The sequence below is a fragment of the Gillisella vitis genome, assembly GCF_021559775.1.
GTDB lineage: Bacteria > Pseudomonadota > Alphaproteobacteria > Rhizobiales > Rhizobiaceae > Allorhizobium > Allorhizobium ampelinum.
The window spans coordinates 1,740,970-1,758,310 of sequence record NZ_CP056047.1; the positions used below are offsets into that span (position 1 = coordinate 1,740,970).

16 protein-coding genes are annotated in these 17,341 nt (G+C 60.7%); 2 read left to right on the top strand and 14 right to left on the bottom strand.

The features are described from left to right. Nucleotides 1-30 precede the first annotated feature (30 nt). The 6 genes from mgtE to cobA all read right to left on the bottom strand — a co-directional run bounded on the left by mgtE (nucleotide 31) and on the right by cobA (nucleotide 6,490). Nucleotides 31-1,446: a magnesium transporter gene (gene mgtE, locus AVCG78_RS08280; protein ID WP_071584591.1), complete on the bottom strand. Its 1,416-nt coding sequence runs from the start codon at nucleotides 1,444-1,446 to the stop codon at nucleotides 31-33. A 196-nt stretch (nucleotides 1,447-1,642) separates the two neighbouring features. Continuing rightward, nucleotides 1,643-2,194 carry a flavodoxin family protein gene (locus AVCG78_RS08285; protein WP_071584592.1) on the bottom strand — a complete coding sequence of 184 codons (552 nt, stop codon included), beginning with the start codon at nucleotides 2,192-2,194 and terminating at the stop codon, nucleotides 1,643-1,645. A 168-nt stretch (nucleotides 2,195-2,362) separates the two neighbouring features. Next, nucleotides 2,363-3,334 carry an adenosylcobinamide-phosphate synthase CbiB gene (gene cbiB, locus AVCG78_RS08290; protein WP_071205648.1) on the bottom strand — a complete coding sequence of 324 codons (972 nt, stop codon included), beginning with the start codon at nucleotides 3,332-3,334 and terminating at the stop codon, nucleotides 2,363-2,365. Beyond that, entirely contained in the window at nucleotides 3,331-4,344 is a 1,014-nt protein-coding gene (gene cobD, locus AVCG78_RS08295; RefSeq protein WP_071205646.1) for a threonine-phosphate decarboxylase CobD, read from the bottom strand. The genes cbiB and cobD overlap by 4 nt, the downstream gene beginning before the upstream one ends. Next, complete coding sequence (locus tag AVCG78_RS08300; protein WP_071205645.1) at nucleotides 4,341-5,651, bottom strand: cobyrinate a,c-diamide synthase; 1,311 nt, start codon at nucleotides 5,649-5,651, stop codon at nucleotides 4,341-4,343. Before AVCG78_RS08300 ends, cobD begins: the two co-directional genes overlap by 4 nt. Continuing rightward, entirely contained in the window at nucleotides 5,648-6,490 is an 843-nt protein-coding gene (gene cobA / locus AVCG78_RS08305) for a uroporphyrinogen-III C-methyltransferase (RefSeq protein WP_071584593.1), read from the bottom strand. Before cobA ends, AVCG78_RS08300 begins: the two co-directional genes overlap by 4 nt. A 142-nt stretch (nucleotides 6,491-6,632) precedes the next feature. On the opposite strand from cobA, the gene AVCG78_RS08310 reads away from it, so the two are divergent. Then, complete coding sequence (locus AVCG78_RS08310) at nucleotides 6,633-7,760, top strand: cobalt-precorrin-5B (C(1))-methyltransferase (RefSeq protein WP_234665100.1); 1,128 nt, start codon at nucleotides 6,633-6,635, stop codon at nucleotides 7,758-7,760. Next, on the top strand, nucleotides 7,744-8,433 hold the full coding sequence (locus tag AVCG78_RS08315; protein ID WP_071205641.1) for a cobalt-precorrin-6A reductase: 690 nt from the start codon (nucleotides 7,744-7,746) through the stop codon (nucleotides 8,431-8,433). Before AVCG78_RS08310 ends, AVCG78_RS08315 begins: the two co-directional genes overlap by 17 nt. A 60-nt stretch (nucleotides 8,434-8,493) precedes the next feature. On the opposite strand, the gene AVCG78_RS08320 is transcribed toward AVCG78_RS08315, so the two are convergent. From AVCG78_RS08320 to AVCG78_RS08355, 8 genes are all read right to left on the bottom strand, one after another. After that, nucleotides 8,494-9,015, bottom strand: coding sequence for a chemotaxis protein CheD (locus AVCG78_RS08320; protein ID WP_174089675.1), 522 nt, complete (start codon nucleotides 9,013-9,015; stop codon nucleotides 8,494-8,496). A gap of 532 nt (nucleotides 9,016-9,547) precedes the next feature. Next, complete coding sequence (locus AVCG78_RS08325) at nucleotides 9,548-9,919, bottom strand: GNAT family N-acetyltransferase (RefSeq protein WP_174089676.1); 372 nt, start codon at nucleotides 9,917-9,919, stop codon at nucleotides 9,548-9,550. Between the two features lie 146 nt (nucleotides 9,920-10,065). Then, the gene (locus AVCG78_RS08330; RefSeq protein ID WP_071205637.1) at nucleotides 10,066-11,025 is read right to left on the bottom strand and encodes a nucleoside hydrolase; all 960 of its coding nucleotides are present in this window, start codon (nucleotides 11,023-11,025) and stop codon (nucleotides 10,066-10,068) included. Nucleotides 11,026-11,092: 67 nt separating this feature from the next. Further along, nucleotides 11,093-11,884: a precorrin-4 C(11)-methyltransferase gene (cobM, locus tag AVCG78_RS08335; RefSeq protein ID WP_071584594.1), complete on the bottom strand. Its 792-nt coding sequence runs from the start codon at nucleotides 11,882-11,884 to the stop codon at nucleotides 11,093-11,095. Between the two features lies 1 nt (nucleotide 11,885). Further along, a complete protein-coding gene (cobJ, locus tag AVCG78_RS08340) occupies nucleotides 11,886-13,673 on the bottom strand; it encodes a precorrin-3B C(17)-methyltransferase (protein WP_071205665.1) in 1,788 nt (595 codons plus the stop codon). 80 nt (nucleotides 13,674-13,753) lie between these two features. Next, nucleotides 13,754-14,488, bottom strand: a complete 735-nt coding sequence (gene cobI, locus AVCG78_RS08345; protein WP_071205633.1) for a precorrin-2 C(20)-methyltransferase — start codon at nucleotides 14,486-14,488, stop codon at nucleotides 13,754-13,756. Further along, on the bottom strand, nucleotides 14,485-15,711 hold the full coding sequence (gene cbiE / locus AVCG78_RS08350; protein WP_071584595.1) for a precorrin-6y C5,15-methyltransferase (decarboxylating) subunit CbiE: 1,227 nt from the start codon (nucleotides 15,709-15,711) through the stop codon (nucleotides 14,485-14,487). Before cbiE ends, cobI begins: the two co-directional genes overlap by 4 nt. Further along, on the bottom strand, nucleotides 15,704-16,351 hold the full coding sequence (locus AVCG78_RS08355) for a precorrin-8X methylmutase (protein WP_156583002.1): 648 nt from the start codon (nucleotides 16,349-16,351) through the stop codon (nucleotides 15,704-15,706). Before AVCG78_RS08355 ends, cbiE begins: the two co-directional genes overlap by 8 nt. Nucleotides 16,352-17,341: the final 990 nt, after the last annotated feature.

Here is a 17,341-nt window from a genome sequence, read left to right on the forward strand (position 1 = left end):
GGGGAGGCAAGTGCATGCGTTTAGCGTGCATCAAATCGCAAACCACCAGGTGGCGAGCCCCAGAAACGCAAAGAAACCGGTAATATCGGTGACAGTGGTCACGAAAACCGCCGAGGAGACCGCCGGGTCGGCACCGATCTTGTCCAACAATAGCGGAATGAGAATGCCGGCAATGGCGGCGGCCATCATGTTGATCAGCATGGCCGAGGCAATGATGCCGCCGATATTGGCGTCATGGAACCAGAACCCGGCAATGACGCCGATCAACACGCCGAAGATCAACCCGTTCAACAAGCCGACACCCGCTTCGCGTCGCACGACCCGCCAGGCATTGTGAATGTCGAGATTGCGGGTAGCCAGCGCCCGAACCGTCACGGTCATGGTCTGCGACCCGGCATTGCCGCCCATGCCCGCCACAATCGGCATTAGCACGGCCAGCGCGACGATCTGCTCAATGGTTGCCTCAAACAGCGAGATCACCGAGGCGGCCAGGAACGCGGTCAGCAGATTGACCAGCAGCCACGGCACGCGCGAGCGGGAGGTCTCTGGAATGCTGTCCGACAATTCTTCATCGCCGACGCCGCCCAGGCGCATCAAGTCCTCCTCGGCCTCTTCCTGGATCACGTCAACCACGTCATCGATGGTCAGTACGCCGACCAGCCGCCCGCCCTCATCGACCACGGCGGCGGAGAGAAGATCGTATTGCTCGAACAGTTGCGCCGCCTCTTCCTGGTCCATTTCGGCCGGGATAGGGTGGTTGGTCTCGCGCATAATGGTTTCGATCTTCACCTGACGCTTGGTGCGCAGGATACGGTCGAGATCGACCACGCCCAGCAGCTTGAAGGTGGGATCGATGACGAAGATCTGGGTAAAACTTTCGGGGAGACCTTCTTCCTCGCGCATATAGTCGATGGTCTGGCCCACCGCCCAGAACGGCGGTACGGCCACGAATTCCGACTGCATACGCCGTCCGGCGGAGCTTTCCGGGTAATCCAGCGCGCGCCGCAGCCGCACCCGCTCGGTAAACGGCAATTGCGCGAGGATTTCGTCACGGTCTTCCTCGTCGAGGTCTTCGAGAATGTAGACGGCATCGTCCGAATCGAGATCGCCGATAGCCGCGGCAATCTGCTCGTTCGGCATCTGGTCGACAATCTGTAGGCGGATGGCGTCATCCACCTCGGTCAACGCCGTCATGTCGAAATCGTCACCCAGAAGGGTAATCAGCGCCAAACGCTGATCCGGCTGGATCGCCTCGATCAGGTCGCCCATTTCCGATTCGTGCAGATGCGCAACTTCCTTGCGCAGGAACAGCACATCACGATCGGCGATAGCGGCGCCAACAAGCGCGCGGAAATCACTGCGGATCGAGCCGTCCTCGTCGTAGATATCGGCCTTTTCCTCGTCACGGGAATGGCGCGCGCGCACTTGCTCTTCGATGTCACTCATGCTTGCGCTCCCGTTCCTGTCGCCTTCATGGCGGCGAAGAGACGAATCCCTCACCGCCAACGAAGAGCTTCACCATAACTGCATGACAGAAGCGATACATGCCACAAAAAACGGCAGGCGCATGCAGGATGATGTGCGTAATCGACAGGACAAGCGCCGTGCACATCAATGGCGCACAGCGCTTGGGAAGAGCCGATTACTTCAACCGGCCAGCGATGTCTGCAACACGTTCGCCATAAGCGAGAGCGGTATCGAGGTCGCCCTGGGGAATCTCATCAACGCTGGCATCGGCGGGCGACTGGACCAGAAGCCCGACCGAACCACCGAGATTGTTGACGTCGGTGCGTTGCGCAGCCTTGCTATTGCTCGGCAAAAGACCAAGGCTGACCCAGATGCCGCCGTGTTGCGATGCCAAAGTCTGCAAGGAAATCAGCGCGACGGCCTTATCGCCGTTAAAGCTGGCGCTGTTGACAAAACCACCGAAAACCTTGTCGTGCCAGCCACGTGTGAACCAGATCTTCGACGACGCCTCGGCAAACTTCTTGAACTGCCAGCTCACATTGCCCATGTAGGTCGGCGACCCGAAAATGATGGCGTCGGCGGCAGACAGGCTGGCCCATCCGGCTTCCGACACATTGCCCTCACTATCGATTTCGATCAGTTCGGCGCTAGCGCCCTTGGCAACATATTCCGCAACCCGCTTGGTGTGGCCATAGCCCGAGTGAAAAACAACAGCAACCTTCGTCATCAACTGCCCCTTTGTGCATGCTGGAAGCCGAAACAGCGCTGCGGTTTCGGCCTATCTGAACCACGTTCCGGGCAATTCGCCCGGCGCCAAACAGATAGCGATCCGTAACCGGCCCGAAAAGACGGCAGATTCTGCGCTGATAGGGTGAAAAAAGTAACTGCTACCCGATCAAAGGACGATCAAAACCACCAGGAGACCCAGGCCTAGACGCCAGGCGCCATCGATCAGCCGCATGCCAAGCCTGATATCGGCACCGCCGATGGCGCGCCGACCAGCCGCGTTCATCATCGGCTCGCGCACTGTTTCTCCAGCATAAATTCGCGGTCCCGCCAGCGCCACATCCAGCGCACCCGCCGCAGCCGCTTCCGGCCAGCCAGAGTTTGGCGAGCGATGCAGGCCATGGTCGGTCATCATAACGGCAAAGCATCGTCGGGCTGCCAGAGCGCCATTGTCCAACCAGACGGAACACACAGTCAACAATCCCGCCAGCCGGGCAGCAGGCCAATTGGCCAGATCGTCCAGCCGTGCCGAGGCCCAGCCGAATTGCACATAGCGTTCGGATTTATGGCCGATCATCGAATCGGCAGTGTTCAGCATTTTATAGGCAAGCAGACCCGGCAGACCGAGCACGCCATACCAGAAGGCGGGTGCCACCACCCCATCGGCAAAGTTTTCCGACAGGCTTTCCAACGCGGCACGCGCCACACCGGCCTCATCAAGCACATCGGGATCGCGCCCGACAATCATCGACACGGCCCGGCGACCACCGGCGAGGCCCTCATGCAACAAGCCGTCGGCGACGGCCTTCACATGGTCCAGCAGACTTTTCTGCGCCAGAAACACTGCAGTGACAGCAATTTCCAGCAGGAACCCGAGAAATCCGAGCGTCGCAAACAGACGATGCAGCCCATATCCAACGCCAAGGCTTGCCATCAGCAGAAGAGCAATCGTCAACACCCCGCCTGCCTTGCGCAGGGGGTCGGCCAGAACAGGCCGGTTCAGAAGCCGGTCGAAGGCCGAAATACATGTGCCAAACACCACGACCGGATGCGGCAGGCGCGACCATAGCCAGGGCGGATCGCCAACCACGCGGTCAAGCACCAGCGCCAGAGCTAAGATAAGCAGATGCGCTTCCATCATGACTGGAAAGCCTGCAAGGCAGCCAGAAGCCGGGCATCGGCCTCTTCGTCGGGCGTCAGACCGATCCGCAACCAGCCCGGCGCATACTCAAAAATCCGCGTCAGGATATGCGCGCGTGCCAGATGGGCATGGATCTTCGCCGCATCCGTATGCTCCACCAGTGAAAACAGCGGCGTGCCGCCAATCACCGCCAAACCTGCCTGCGCCAAAACCGCATCAAGCGCTGCCTTGCGGGCAAAAATTCGTGACCTGAGCGCATGGTGATCGGCACTGAACAACTGAGTCGCCACCGACAGAGCCGGGCCGGATACCGCCCAGGGACCAAGCCAACAGGCAAAGCGGTCCAACATCACCTGATCGGCAATCACAAAGCCCAGCCTCAAACCTGCCAGACCGAAGAATTTGCCGAAGGAGCGAAACAAGACCAGATTGGGGTGCTCAGCCACAAGCGGCGCCAGCGACTGCTCCGGCTGCGCATCGGCAAAGGCCTCGTCCACCAGCAAAAGACCGCCATGGACCGCCATGCGCTGCGCAACGGCGACCAGTTCCGCCCGTTCGATCTGGCGGCCCGTCGGGTTGTTGGGATTGACCACCACCGCCAGTCCATGGGCGGAGGTAACTGCCTGAAGACTGTCCACCGCATCGACCCCAATACCAACCAGCGTGAGGCTACGGGCATATTCACCGTAGGTGGGGCTGAGAATAGCGGCCCGCCTGCCCGCATCCATCAGCTTCGGCAAAAGCTGGATGACCGATTGCGTGCCGGGAACCGGCAGCGGCAGAATGGTACCGCTGCGATAGAAATCCCGTGCAGCAAGCCGGGCTGCATCCTCGCGTTCGCGGTCCGGCAGGCGGTGCCAGGCGCGGGCATCGATGGCGGGCAGATCCGGTGGACAGGGATTGATCCCTGTGGACAGGTCCAGCCAGCCTTGAACGCTCCCGCCATAAAGGCGCGCTGCCGCCGCAAGGCCGCCGCCATGGGCAATGGTTTGGCCGAGCTGTACTGTCATGCCCGGTTCTCGCCCGCACGGTCGATCAGATGCATATAGGAGCCAGCCACATTGGCGCGCCGCAACCCAACCTGCCCCAGGGAGACGCCCAGGGCATCTTCCGCAGCAAACAGCCGGTCGCCCTCGCCTTCCTCGATCACGGTCGAATAATGAAACTCGTGGCCGGTCATGACATGGGCAAAGAAATCTCCCGCCAATGGCCGTAAAAGCCGATAGCCCAGATGGCGCTTTCGCGCGGCAAAGCTGGTTTTCAGCGGTAAAAGTCCCAGCATCGCATGGTCCGTTCCATCCGCATCGGTCAACCCCTCACCCAGCACCATATAGCCACCGCATTCCCCGTAAATTTTCACCGGCCTTGCCGCCGCCGCCTGCATTCCAGCCCGGAACCGGTGGGCATTGGCGATCCGCCCGGCATGAAGTTCGGGATAGCCGCCGGGCAGATAGACCGCATCGGCATCACCTGCTGGAACCTCATCCTGCAGGGGCGAAAAGAAGCTGATCTGCGTGCCGCGTCGCCGCCAGCCCAGCAGCATATGCTCATAGCAAAAGGCAAACGCCTCGTCCCGCGCCACGGCGATGTGATGCCCTAGCGGCGCAAGCCGGGCAATATTAGCCTCCGAGACCGGATCAGGGCAACGAGCCGCAGCCCTGATAATGGCGTCGAGATCACAGCCTTTTGCCACGACCTGCGCGGCATGAGTGATAAAGCCTTCGAGATCAGCCTGTTCCGCTGCCTGCACCAATCCCAAATGCCGCTCCGGCAGGGCAAGACCGGTATCGGTGCGGATCACGCCCAGCACCGGCATGCGGATCGTGTCCAGCGCCTGACGCAGCATCGCCTCATGCCGGTCGCTGGCGACACGGTTGATGATAACGCCGACTATCAGCAGACCCGGCCTGAAATCGGCAAAGCCCTTTACCAAGGCGGCGACGGAATGCGAGGTGCGGGCGCAATCGACCACCAGCACCACCGACAGGCCGAGCATCAGGGCAAGATCCGCCGCCGAACCGGTGCCATCCGCCGCCCCGTCGTAAAGCCCCATCATCGCCTCGACCACCAGGGTCCTCCCACCCTGGCGGTGCAGGGCGGCATTGGCGGCAATCAATTCCGGGCGCATCGCCCAGGGGTCGAAATTCAGGCAGGTCTCACCACTTGCCGCCGCATGAAAAGCCGGATCGATATAATCCGGCCCGGCCTTGCCCGGCGCCAGCTTATGACCGGCCTCGCTCAAGGCGCGCAATAGGCCAAGCGTGACGGTGGTCTTGCCTGACCCGGAGGCAGGCGCGGCAATCAGAAGGCCACTCATGCCGTATCCTTCAGGCTTCGATTGGCAAAGGGGTCCGGTTGCAAGGCCCGGCCCGACAAGGCCCCCAGCCAGTCCAGCGAGGGGCGAAGCCGCACCACCTCACCCAGCACCACAATGGCGGGTGGCTGGATGCCTGCTGCCTGCATGGCGACATCGGCCTCACCCAGCGTGGTTTCCAGCACCCGTTGCCGGTCCGTTGCGGCATCACAGACGAAGGCCAGCGGCTCTTCAGGCTGGCGGCCCGCCGCTATCAATTGCGCGGCGATGTGGCCCATATGCTTCATCGCCATATACATGACGATCACGCGGGAACCTTTGGCCACCGCCTGCCAATCGATGCCATCAGGCATGGCGCCGGATGAATCGTGACCGGTCAGGAAGGTGACGGCATGGTTGACCTCGCGATGGGTGACGGGAATGCCCGCATAGGCCAGACCGCCAATGCCCGCCGTAATGCCCGGCACGATGCGAAACGGCACGCCATGCTCGACCAATGTCAGCGCTTCCTCGCCGCCGCGCCCGAATACGAAGGGGTCGCCGCCTTTCAGCCGCAGCACCCGCTTGCCGGATTTCGCCAGTTCCACCAGCCGCAGGGAAATATCGCGCTGCCGGGCCGAGGGCTTGCCGCCACGCTTGCCAGCATATTCCAGCACGGCACCCGGATTGGCGTAGGCAAGGCAAGCCTCATCCACCAGCGCGTCATGAACAATCACATCCGCCATGGACAGGCCACGCACCGCCAAAAGCGTCAACAGACCTGGATCACCCGGCCCGGCCCCCGCCAGCCAGACATGGCCCGGCTGCAACAGTGGCAAAGGCTTGAAAACATCTTGCATCATGGCAAGAAGATCTACTGCATAATTTCCCAAACCGAAATCGGCTGGCGGGGAAAATTATACCGCCATGACGATGATTTGTCCGAATGAGCGGCAAGGGTCATGCCCATCTTCCCCCCGCCGCAAGCCTTGCCTATAAAGAACCATGACCGAAGCCGCGCCGCCCACCGAAACACCCGATGCCGCCGCTCCGCGCAAGCCGAGTGGACCGCTGCGCAAGGGCTGGACCACGGGCGCTTGCGCGACAGCCGCGACCAAGGCAGCGCTGACGGCACTTTTGACCGGTGAATTTCCCGATCCGGTGTCGATCCGCCTGCCCGGCGGGCAAGAACCGGCCTTTGCACTCGCCTATGAACAGATCACGGACGGCCAGGCCTCTGCGGGCATCATCAAGGACGCGGGCGACGACCCGGATGTGACCCATGGCGCGACCGTGATCGCCATTGTTCGGCGTCTCGCCGCTGGTTCTGGCGTCCGCTTCGTGGCGGGCGACGGCGTCGGCACGGTGACTCGGCCCGGCCTGCCGCTGGCCACCGGTGAGCCGGCCATCAACCCCGTCCCGCGCGCCATGATGGTGGCCGAGGTGGAAGCCCTGACCAAACAGCACGGATTGACGCCCGATGTGGAAATTACCATTTCCATTCCCGGTGGTCAGGCACTGGCGGAAAAGACCTGGAACCCACGCCTGGGCATTATCGGCGGGCTTTCGGTGCTCGGAACGACCGGCATCGTCAATCCATTTTCCTGTGCCGCCTGGATTCACTCCATCCATCGCGGCATCGATGTGGCACGGGCCATGGGCCTTCCGCATGTGCTGGGTGCCACCGGTTCGACATCGGAGCGCACCGCGCAGCAGCTTTATGGCCTGCCGCAGGAAGCGCTGCTGGACATGGGTGATTTTGCCGGTGGCCTGCTCAAATATCTGCGCCAGCACCCCGTACCCCGGCTGACGATTGCGGGTGGATTTGCCAAGCTGAGCAAGCTGGCGCAAGGCGCGCTGGATCTACATTCCGCCCGCAGCCAGATCGACAATTCCTTCATGGAAACATTGATGTCCGATCATCCTCTCTCGCAAGACATCAAGGAGAGGATCAGGTCTGCCAACACCGCCCTGGAAATCCTCGACATCACCCGGCAAAACAATCTGGACATGGCAACACCGATTGCGCAAAGGGCAAGAGAAACCGCCCTGTCAGTTCTACGCGGTGCCGATATCGCGGTCGATGTGATCGTCACCGACCGAGCGGGAGCGATCCTTGCCATCGCCTCCTGAACGCATCCTCATTCTCGGCGGCACAGCAGAGGCGGCAAAGCTTGCCGCAGAGCTGGTGGAGCAAGGTGAGGCTTTCGTCATTACCGCGCTTGCCGGACGCACCGAATATCCGGCCAGTCTGGCTGGAGACGTCCGCATCGGTGGCTTCGGCGGTGTCGATGGGCTGGTGGCCTATCTGAGGAGTGAAGGCATTACCAGGGTGATCGACGCCACACATCCATTTGCCCGGCAAATATCCGCCAATGCTGTCGAAGCCTGCCGAAAGGCGGACGTACCGCTCATCGTCCATCTGCGCCCGCAATGGCTGGAGCAACCCGGCGACCGCTGGATCATGGTCGAGACACTGGAAGCCGCGGCCCATACATTGCCGGAGGGAGCCAGGGTCTTCCTGGCGCTGGGGCGGCAATATATCGACATATTTGCGCGGCGAACGGATTGCCACTTTGTGATCCGCATGGTGGATGCGCCATCAACGCCGCTACCCTTTACCCATGCCGACATCGTTGTCGGCAAAGCGGCGGCGGATTGGGAAGCAGAAAAAGCCCTGCTGGAAAGCCATGCCATCACCCATCTCGTGACCCGCAATTCAGGCGGCGAGGCTAGCTATGGCAAGATTATCGCGGCCCGAAAATTGGGATTGCCCGTGGTGATGATCGCCCGCCCGGTCGTTTGACGACCGATTGCGCTGTCACATCGATATTGATTTTGTTTCGCCACAGTGAAGGCGATATCCTCACACCTTCTGAGCTGGCGACCGAATTGCCGTGACCTTGGGCTTCACACCCATACGTCCGCTGAGCGGCACACAATTTGTCTTGCCCGAATAGGGCCAATATTCGAGCTTGCAGCCATAAGGGCCGCCGACATTTTCCTCAATGACCGCAATACCGTTCGTTGCCAGAAACTGCCGCGCGAAATCAAAATTGCGCGCCCCCACATTATAGAAGGAGTTGCCGGGACTGGCGCCACCGAAAATCTTTGCCTCCAAACGCCAGACATTTGCGCCACGCGCCAGCAACCCGTCAACAAGAAGCTCCATCAACTGGCAGCCATATCGCGCCGCCTCGCTTTTGCTCATGCCCTTGGCAACCGGACCCGGCAAGACGAAATGATTCATACCGCCGAGACCCAGCACGGGATCGCGAATACAGGCAGCGACACAGGAGCCAAGCACCGTCGTCATCACCGTATCGGGATCGTCGCTGACGGCAAATTGTCCCTGCGAAATGGTCACCCGACCCTTGGGCAGATCCATTCGTGACGCCACTGGAGCATTCCAAACGAAAGACATTCAATCCGACCCCTAACATTACATTCTAATGAAAGCATAGATTGAGATAAAAACCTATTGATCATTTCTGTCCGTACGCCGCGCCATAGCGCCCTGCGTTTTGGAAAACCGCACAAAGGACGCTGTAACACTTTATATTTTCTGCATAATGTTCTCCTTAAACTGCAACCGGTTTAAGAAATTATGACTCAGGCTTTGGATAAGAAATTACACCAGACATTATTGCAACATGCTCACTCATCGGACACAACGCAGACACCAGCCAATTCAGTGGTGCCGATTTTCCGATTAGCCAAGCGTTCTGGTTTCCTGGCTAATAAACCATGAATATATTGATTTATTGTCTACTCTTCATCGGTTAACACATGGAGCGATGCAAAACAGAGCGTTTCCAGGAAAAGTGGAAACGGGTTGTCCGTCAGAAAATGCGTAAAAACAAGGAGCCAGAGCGTCAATGCGCTTCCATGAAGAGCATAACCGTTCTAGGAAACATGCGTTACAGTGCTTTTGTAAAACGTATCCCCGTATTGTCGTAGCCAAGGCGATGATAAAGCCGATGAGCAGGGAGACGATGGTTGCTGGGATTTATTGTCACCCGATCTGCACCCCTCTCGCGAAGCCATTGCTCTGCACAGGTGATCAGTGACGCGGCAATACCCCGCCCTCGAAAATCAGGCGAGACAACCAGGGCGATGATGGCGCCACCAAGACCGCTGCGGTAAAATGATGGCGAAACAGAAATGCCAATCATTCCGGAAACGATGCTTTGGTCGACTGAAACAAACGCAGCATAGTCATCGCGTCCTGCCATGACATCCATCCGCATTGCAATATCTTCAACCGAACTCGGATAGCCGAGTTCGGTCATAAGATTTGCCAGCATCGGAAAGTCCGATTTTATCGCAGGTCTTATTTCCATCTGCTTTCAGAACCTGTCTTTTAAGAGCAGCACACGGCAGGCATCGCTACTCTGGTCTTGTTCTACCGCATTACGCGTTTAAACTTTCGGCCAAGTCACGCTTCCTGCACAGACACGATCGTGTCGTGGATCAGCTTCAGCACGGCACCGGCCTCGATATCGGTGCAGATCGTCTGGCTTGGCAGGTCGTCCCAATCGCTGGGGCCGAAGCCCATGCTGTCAGGCTTCTGGATGGTCTGGCCATCGGCAATACCGCCGCAGACCACCCGGATCGAACCGCTGCGGATGGTGAACAGCTCCGGTGCCACAACGTAGGCGCAGGCGCAGCTGTCGTGGACCACCATGCCATCAGGCACCCGGCTCTCGTAGAACTTGATGTAGAACTGCGACAGGTCGAACAGCAATTGCGCCCGCATGCCAGCCGCGTCGCGGATGTCGGACAGTGCCTGGCGGGTCATCACGGTTTTCGTCGTGACATCAAGACCAACCACCACCACCGGCCAGCCGGCGGTGAAGACGATATCGGCCGCTTCCGGGTCGCCGTGGATATTGGCCTCGGCGGCGGGCGTCACATTGCCGTTGACATCGAAGGCACCGCCCATAATGATCACGTCCTTGACCAGAGAAACGATCTCAGGATCTTCCTTCAAAGCATTGGCAAGGTTGGTCATTCGGCCAACGGCGACAATCCGCACTTCGCCCGGATTGGCGCGGATTGTCTCAACAATGAAGCGATGCGCCGGGCGCGGATCAAGCGGCACGTCCACGGCATCCGGCACACCGATATTGCCAAGTCCGTCATCGCCGTGAATGAATTTCGGCGGCTCATGGGTAACACGATGCGGAATGAAGGTTTCGCCAGCACCCTTGGCAACCGGCGCCTCGATATTCCATTCCTGCTTCAGATAAAGCGCATTGCGGGTCGTGGTCTCAATGGTGGCATTGCCGAACACCGTGGTAATGCCCAGCAGATCGATATCCGCATGGTGATGCAGAAACAGCAGTGCCATGGCATCGTCAACGCCGGGGTCCGTATCGAAAATCACTTTATGCATGGCATACCTCCTAAATCCTTTGGCGGGAGAATAGCGGCCTTGCGCCATCCCGCAACCACTGTTGCCGTCAGACGGCCTGGTTTTTCTTGGATACACCCTTCTTGCCCACATTGCGCAGCACATGGGAAAAACCGGAATTGTAGAGATCGCTATCGCGGAAGGCGACATCGCCGAACACTTTGCCGACCATGATCAATGCCGTGCGGGTGATTTTCGCCTTGCGCACCTCCTCCGCCATATCCTTCAACGTGGTGCGGATGAACAATTCGTCCGGCCATGTGGCGCGGTAGGCGATCACCACGGGGCAGTCTTCGCCATAGTAAGGCGTCAGGGTTTCGCGGATATGGTTGAGATTGCGGATCGACAGATGGATGGCCAGCGTGGCGCGAGATTTTCCGAGGATTTCAAGCGTCTCGAATTCCGGCATCGACGATGCCTTCATCTCGGTACGGGTAATGATGACCGTCTGAGCCACTTCGGGCAGGGTCAGCTCGGTCTTCAGCCTTGCGGCAGCGGCCGCAAAGGCGGGTACGCCCGGCACCACGTCATAGGGAATATCCAGCGCGTCCAGCCTGCGCATCTGTTCGGCAATCGCCCCATAAATGGCCGGATCGCCAGAATGCACCCGCGCCACATCTTGGTCCCGTGCATGGGCTTCCTGGATTTCCTGGATGATCTCGTCCAGATGCATGGGCGCTGTGTCCTTGACCAGCGCATCAGCAGGCGCTGCCTTGACGATTTCCTCCGGCACCAGCGATCCGGCATAGAGGCAGACCGGGCAGCGCTCAATCAGCCTCAAGCCCCGCACGGTGATCAGGTCGGGTGCGCCTGGACCGGCACCAATGAAATAAACCGTCATGTCATGCGTCCTTCTGCATTGCCGTATCCGCCTTACCGGAATAGCCGCGCGGCGTGTAAACCCAGGTCTTGCCGTCACCGGTTTTGACAGTGCGGCTTTCCGACGAACCAACGATGACCACCGTCAGCATATCGACATCATCGACATTCAAGCCAGCCAGTGGCACGACCCGCACCGTCTCGCCGGGGCGTCCGAGATTGGTGGCGAGAATGACCGGCGTATCAGCCGGGCGATAGGTCAGCAGCTGGTCGCGGGCATAGGCCAGCTGCGTGCGCCGCTTCATCGACACCGGATTGTAGAAAGCGATGACGAAATCGCCCTCGCCCGCCGCCTTGACCCGGCGCTGGATATGCTCCCAGGGTGTCAACAGGTCCGACAGTGAAATGGTGCAGAAATCATGGCCGAGCGGCGCACCAATCCGGGCGGCGGCAGCCTGAAGCGCGGAAATGCCCGGCGAAACCTGCACCTCGATCCGCTGCGCACCCCCAGAAATTCCACCCTTGTCCAAAAGCTCGAACACCAGCGTTGCCATGGCATAAATACCGGCATCGCCGGAACAGACCAGCGCCACCGTCTTGCCCTCACCCGCCAGTTCCATCGCATGGACCACGCGGGCTTCTTCCTTGCCAAGGTCGAAATCATGCCGGGTCTTGCCCTCGGCAAGCGATCCGAGCAGATCGAGGTAAAGCGAGTAGCCAACGAGATCGCTCGACGCTGCCACCATGCGCGAGACTTCCGGCGAACGCCAACCTTCCGACCCCGGCCCGATGCCGACAACGAACAATGTCCCGCGGGCGCGGCCAAAGCTTGTTTTCTTGATGGGCTGGGCGCTGCGGCCAAGCGCAGCCGTCACGCCTTTCGATTTAATCTTGGGCAGAACCAGCACCCCATCCGAACCGGCCAACGCCAGCGCCGCGCCCTCCGCCACGCCGTGGCAGCCGACTTCGGCAAACACCACATCCGAAGGGTTTTGCAACCGGGGCCGTTCCTGTTCCAGCCGCTCGGCGGAAAAGAACCGAGCGGGCACGCCGAAATGCTCGGCCACCGCATGGATTGCCGCCTCATCGGCCTTGACGTCGATAGAGGCCACAGCACCAAGGCTTTGCGCGGCAAGACCCGATATATCCAATGCCTGCTGCGCCAGCGCAATCGCCTCTTCAACAGAGGCATGGCGCTCGCAGCCCATGCCCAGCACCAGGGTTTTCGGGTGATAGACCAGTTCCAGCGGCCCCGCCGTTCGGCGCTGATCGGTGACGGTCAGCGTCACCTTGCCCTCGTCGTCAAAGGCTAGACGCGAAGCCGCCAGCCAATCCGCATCGCCAACCAGGCGGACGCTTGCCCCGGCCACCAATTCGGCCATGACGGTCTTGGCCTGTTCAGGATTGGCCAGCGCATAGCCCTCCGATGGCGCATCCAAAGCCACACCGAACCGCAGATCGCCTGCCGTGGTAATCGCCGCATGGGCATTGAGAGCCACAGCAACGGTGCGGGCCAGATCATTAGCGCCGTGGTGGCCGCCCAGCAGTGGCACGACAGAATTGCCATCCTCGGACACGCACAGCACCGGTGGTTCGGACTGCTTATCGGCAAGCAATGGTGCCAGCAGCCGGATCAACGCGCCCGATGCCATGATTGCGATGATCGGACGGCCAGCAGAAAACAACGCCCGGACATGGCTTTTCACATCGTCAAAGCTCTGATCCGCCCCGTCCACGCGGGAGGCGACAGCGTGAACCTCACCGCCAACAGCCTCGGCAATGCGCCGCGCCAAGGCCAAGGCCGTTGGCATCAGAATGACAATAGCGGGTTTTGTATTGTCGTTTTTTTCAGAGCCAGTTTTTTCAGGGCCGTTTTTTTGAGGCGTCGTCATTAAAGTCTTTCCGTTTGCGGAGCCGCGCCAAGCGCCCAGCCCTCTGCCCCCTGGTAAATCAGGATCATCGAGAAATATGGGGCAACATCTTCCGCGACATCGCCTAGCGGCAGCAGGCGCTCGCTTTGCAGCGACACGCGCTCGACATAACCGGCATTGGCCGTCAGGCCCATGGTGTCGATCAGCGCCCGGATGCGGGGGAAATGCCGTCCCAATTTGATGATGGCGACGGCAGAGGCGCTTTCGATCCGGGCGCGCAGCACATCATTCTCCAGCGGGCCTGGTAGCACGGTCAGCACATCGTTGCGGGCCGCCAGCGGGCGGCCATAGGCAGCGGCGGCGGCCATCATCGACGAGACACCGGGAACAACTTCGGTCGGGTAGCGATGCGCCAGTCGCTCGAACAGATACATGAACGAGCCGTAGAAAAATGGATCGCCCTCACACAGCACCGCCACATCCGAACCGGCATCCAGATGATGCGACAGGGTGACAGCGGCGGCGTCATAAATTTCCTGGGCTGGGTATCGCTCGACCCGCATCGGCACGATCATTGGCACTTCCAGCTGGTCGGCCCGCAGATAGGGCGCGGCAATCTGGCGGGCAAAGCTTGGACCGGTATCAGGTGCCGGATAGGCAACAACCGGCGCGGAGGTCAGGATGCGATGCGCCTTCAAGGTCATCAGTTCCGGGTCGCCGGGGCCGAGACCAAGGCCATAGAGTTTACCTGTCATTTGGAAACACTCCATGTTGTCACCGGCATCAGCGATTTCCAGCCGCAGAACCGACCGACGGGTGCTGCGCGCGACACGGAAATCCGGCTCATCTCACCACCATGCAGGCTGCGCAAAGTCACAAGCTGTGCCTCGCCTTCCAACGTCACGGCATTGGCGACCAGCCGCCCGCCTGGCTTCAGCGCCTGCCAGCAGGCCTCGAACAGACCGTCGGTGGTGATGCCGCCGCCAATGAAAATCACGTCCGGCGGATCAAGCTTCAGCAGCCCCGCCGGTGCTTCGGCCTCGACAATCTCCAGATCCGGCACGCCAAGCACCTCGGCATTGTCGCGCATCATCGCCAGCCGCTCCGGCTTCGGCTCGATTGCGATAGCGCGGGTGCCCATTCCAGTCCGCAGCCACTCAATCGCGATGGAGCCGCAACCGGCACCGACATCCCAGAGCAAAGCATTGGGAAACGGCGCCAGATGCGCAAGCGTTGCCGCCCTCACCTCACGTTTGGTCAATTGCCCATCGTGACGGAAGGCATCGTCCGGCAGGCCCGGCACCGGCGAGAGAAGCACTCCGGCAGCGGCGCAATCCACGGCAAGCGTGTTGAAATCAGCAATCCCCGGCAGCTGCGCCAGCAGGTCTTGCGCGGTGACATGCAGGATGCGCTCCAGCGCGCCGCCCATATGTTCCAGCACATGCAGCATGGAGGCCCCAAAGCCACGCCGCACCAGCAGATCGGCGGCCTCGAAAACCGTTTCGGCATTGGAGGTCAGGGCGAGGATACGCGCACCCGGCAGCACATGCCGGTTGAGATAGGACAGCGGGCGGCCATGCAGCGAAATCTGCGCCACATTTTGCAGCGGCCAGCCAAGCCGGGCAGCCGCCAGCGAAAAGGCCGAGGGGCTGGGCAGAACCCGCATGTCTTCCGGCTGCACATAGCGCCGCAGCGTCGCACCTATGCCGAAATGCATGGGATCGCCGGTCGCCACCACCACGACCGGCGTGCCGCGCAGTGCCAGAAGCTGATCCAGTGTTTCCCGAAAACCAGCACCCCAGGTGAGGATGCGCCGCACATTGGGAATGGCATCGGCCACCGCATGTTCCAACCGCTCACCCAGCACCAGCACCTGCGCTTCGCTGAGATGGGCAAGCTGCTGCGGCGTCAGGCTGGCGAGACCGCCATCACCGATGCCGATAATGGTCAGCCATGGATCGCTGGTTGCCTCAGTCATTGGCGCCAAGCCCTCCCGCCAGCGCATTGACCGCAGCCGATGCCATGGCGGAACCACCTCGCCGACCTTGAACGGCTATGAACGGCACGCCCCGGCTGTTGGCGGCAAGCTCTGCCTTGCTTTCGGCTGCCCCGACAAAGCCAACCGGCAGACCGAGGATCAATGCTGGCTTCGGCGCTCCCTGATCCAGCAGTTCCAAGAGGCGAAACAGCGCCGTCGGCGCATTGCCGATGGCAACGACCGCGCCTTCCAACTGACCGGCCCAAAGATTGACCTGCGCTGCCGAGCGGGTATTGCCTGCCCAGGCGGCCAGTGGCCGCACCCTGACATCATTGATCAGGCAGACCACTTCGTTTTCCGCGGGCAGAAGACTGCGGATAATGCCGTGCCGGACCATTTCCGCATCGCAGAGAATGGGCGCACCGGCGGCAAGTGCCGCAGCGCCTGCCTCAAAGGCACCCTGCGAAAACACGATGTCATCGGCCATATCGATCATGCCGCAGGCATGGATCAAGCGGATCACCAGCGGCTGCATGACAGCAGGAAACCGGTCGAAATTGGCCTCGCGCCGGATAATCTCGAAGGACTGGCGGTAAATCTCGGCTGGCTGGCGGATATAGTCGAGGACTGGAATCTGCATGACGTCTTCCGTTGCGTCATCCGGCTCACCTAACGGAAGCTCTGCACCTGTGATGGCCAGATCTTCATGGCCAATGCCTAGCACCCAGCCCTCTTCCTGCGTCGTCACGTCAATCTCCTCATCCGAGAGCATACGGGGCCGTTCAAACAGCCGACCCAACATCCCGGCCGCGTCGAACCCCGCAAAGGCTCTCGCCACCCGGCGCACCTGCGCGGCATCCTTCACTTCATTCTCGTGATCCCCCAACGAAAACAGCGAGGGATAAATTTCCGCCAAAACGACATGATGGCCGCCGCTGGAAAAATCCGGCTGGCCATCGAGCCGCCCAAAGGCACCCTCTGGTTTTTCCGCATGTCCAGCCGCAAAGCCAGTCTCAAACGGCCAGACCGCAATCTTGTCACGGTTCGGATGCCCGTCGAGAAAGGCACTCAACCGGGCAATGCCCAGCAGGCTCTGGCTGCCGACTGACCCGGCATAGGCTAGTTGCCAGACGGATTTTGCGCCGCGCGCATGGCGCTCCGAAAGCCGCAGGGTGAAAGGCGCGCTGGTGGGGGCCGCGGGCTTTGTCGCGGGCAGACCATCCAGGTCCAGCGCCTGCGGCCTGCCCCAGAAGCGCAGCTCCCGAGCAAAATAATCCCGGTTCCAACGGGCAGCCAGCGCGAAACGGTTATTGGCGTTATCAGCGCCGTCCTCAATCTCACGGGCAATGGCGCGCCACAGCCCTTGCCAACCCGACTCACCCGTCACCCGCTCTGCTGTGCCCGTGGGATAACCGAAGGCGAAATCGAAACCGGCCAGCAGGCGCTTTCCTGCCGCCAGCGCATCGCTGACCACAGTCTCAAACCGCGCCATGAAGGCGGCACGGGTGGGGAAGTTTTCCAGCCAGACGATTTCTGCCCCCGCCGCACCGCAATCGACAAGGCAGGCCCAGATGGAGTTCTTGCCCGTCACCGGCTTGGCTGCGCCGGACCAGTCCACGATCAAGATGCG

What these genes read in the sequence shown, in the direction of transcription:
- AVCG78_RS08355 (WP_156583002.1), bottom strand. Translation starts at nt 16,351, where the DNA reads ATGCAGATTCCAGTCCTCGACTATATCCGCCAGCCAGCCGAGATTTAC.
- cobJ (WP_071205665.1), bottom strand. Translation starts at nt 13,673, where the DNA reads ATGCCAACGGCCTTGGCCTTGGCGCGGCGCATTGCCGAGGCTGTTGGC.
- cobM (WP_071584594.1), bottom strand. Translation starts at nt 11,884, where the DNA reads ATGACGGTTTATTTCATTGGTGCCGGTCCAGGCGCACCCGACCTGATC.
- AVCG78_RS08285 (WP_071584592.1), bottom strand. Translation starts at nt 2,194, where the DNA reads ATGACGAAGGTTGCTGTTGTTTTTCACTCGGGCTATGGCCACACCAAG.
- cbiE (WP_071584595.1), bottom strand. Translation starts at nt 15,711, where the DNA reads ATGACTGAGGCAACCAGCGATCCATGGCTGACCATTATCGGCATCGGT.
- AVCG78_RS08300 (WP_071205645.1), bottom strand. Translation starts at nt 5,651, where the DNA reads ATGAGTGGCCTTCTGATTGCCGCGCCTGCCTCCGGGTCAGGCAAGACC.
- mgtE (WP_071584591.1), bottom strand. Translation starts at nt 1,446, where the DNA reads ATGAGTGACATCGAAGAGCAAGTGCGCGCGCGCCATTCCCGTGACGAG.
- AVCG78_RS08320 (WP_174089675.1), bottom strand. Translation starts at nt 9,015, where the DNA reads ATGGATCTGCCCAAGGGTCGGGTGACCATTTCGCAGGGACAATTTGCC.
- AVCG78_RS08310 (WP_234665100.1), top strand. Translation starts at nt 6,633, where the DNA reads ATGACCGAAGCCGCGCCGCCCACCGAAACACCCGATGCCGCCGCTCCG.
- AVCG78_RS08325 (WP_174089676.1), bottom strand. Translation starts at nt 9,919, where the DNA reads ATGACCGAACTCGGCTATCCGAGTTCGGTTGAAGATATTGCAATGCGG.
- cbiB (WP_071205648.1), bottom strand. Translation starts at nt 3,334, where the DNA reads ATGATGGAAGCGCATCTGCTTATCTTAGCTCTGGCGCTGGTGCTTGAC.
- AVCG78_RS08330 (WP_071205637.1), bottom strand. Translation starts at nt 11,025, where the DNA reads ATGCATAAAGTGATTTTCGATACGGACCCCGGCGTTGACGATGCCATG.
- cobA (WP_071584593.1), bottom strand. Translation starts at nt 6,490, where the DNA reads ATGATGCAAGATGTTTTCAAGCCTTTGCCACTGTTGCAGCCGGGCCAT.
- cobD (WP_071205646.1), bottom strand. Translation starts at nt 4,344, where the DNA reads ATGACAGTACAGCTCGGCCAAACCATTGCCCATGGCGGCGGCCTTGCG.
- cobI (WP_071205633.1), bottom strand. Translation starts at nt 14,488, where the DNA reads ATGACAGGTAAACTCTATGGCCTTGGTCTCGGCCCCGGCGACCCGGAA.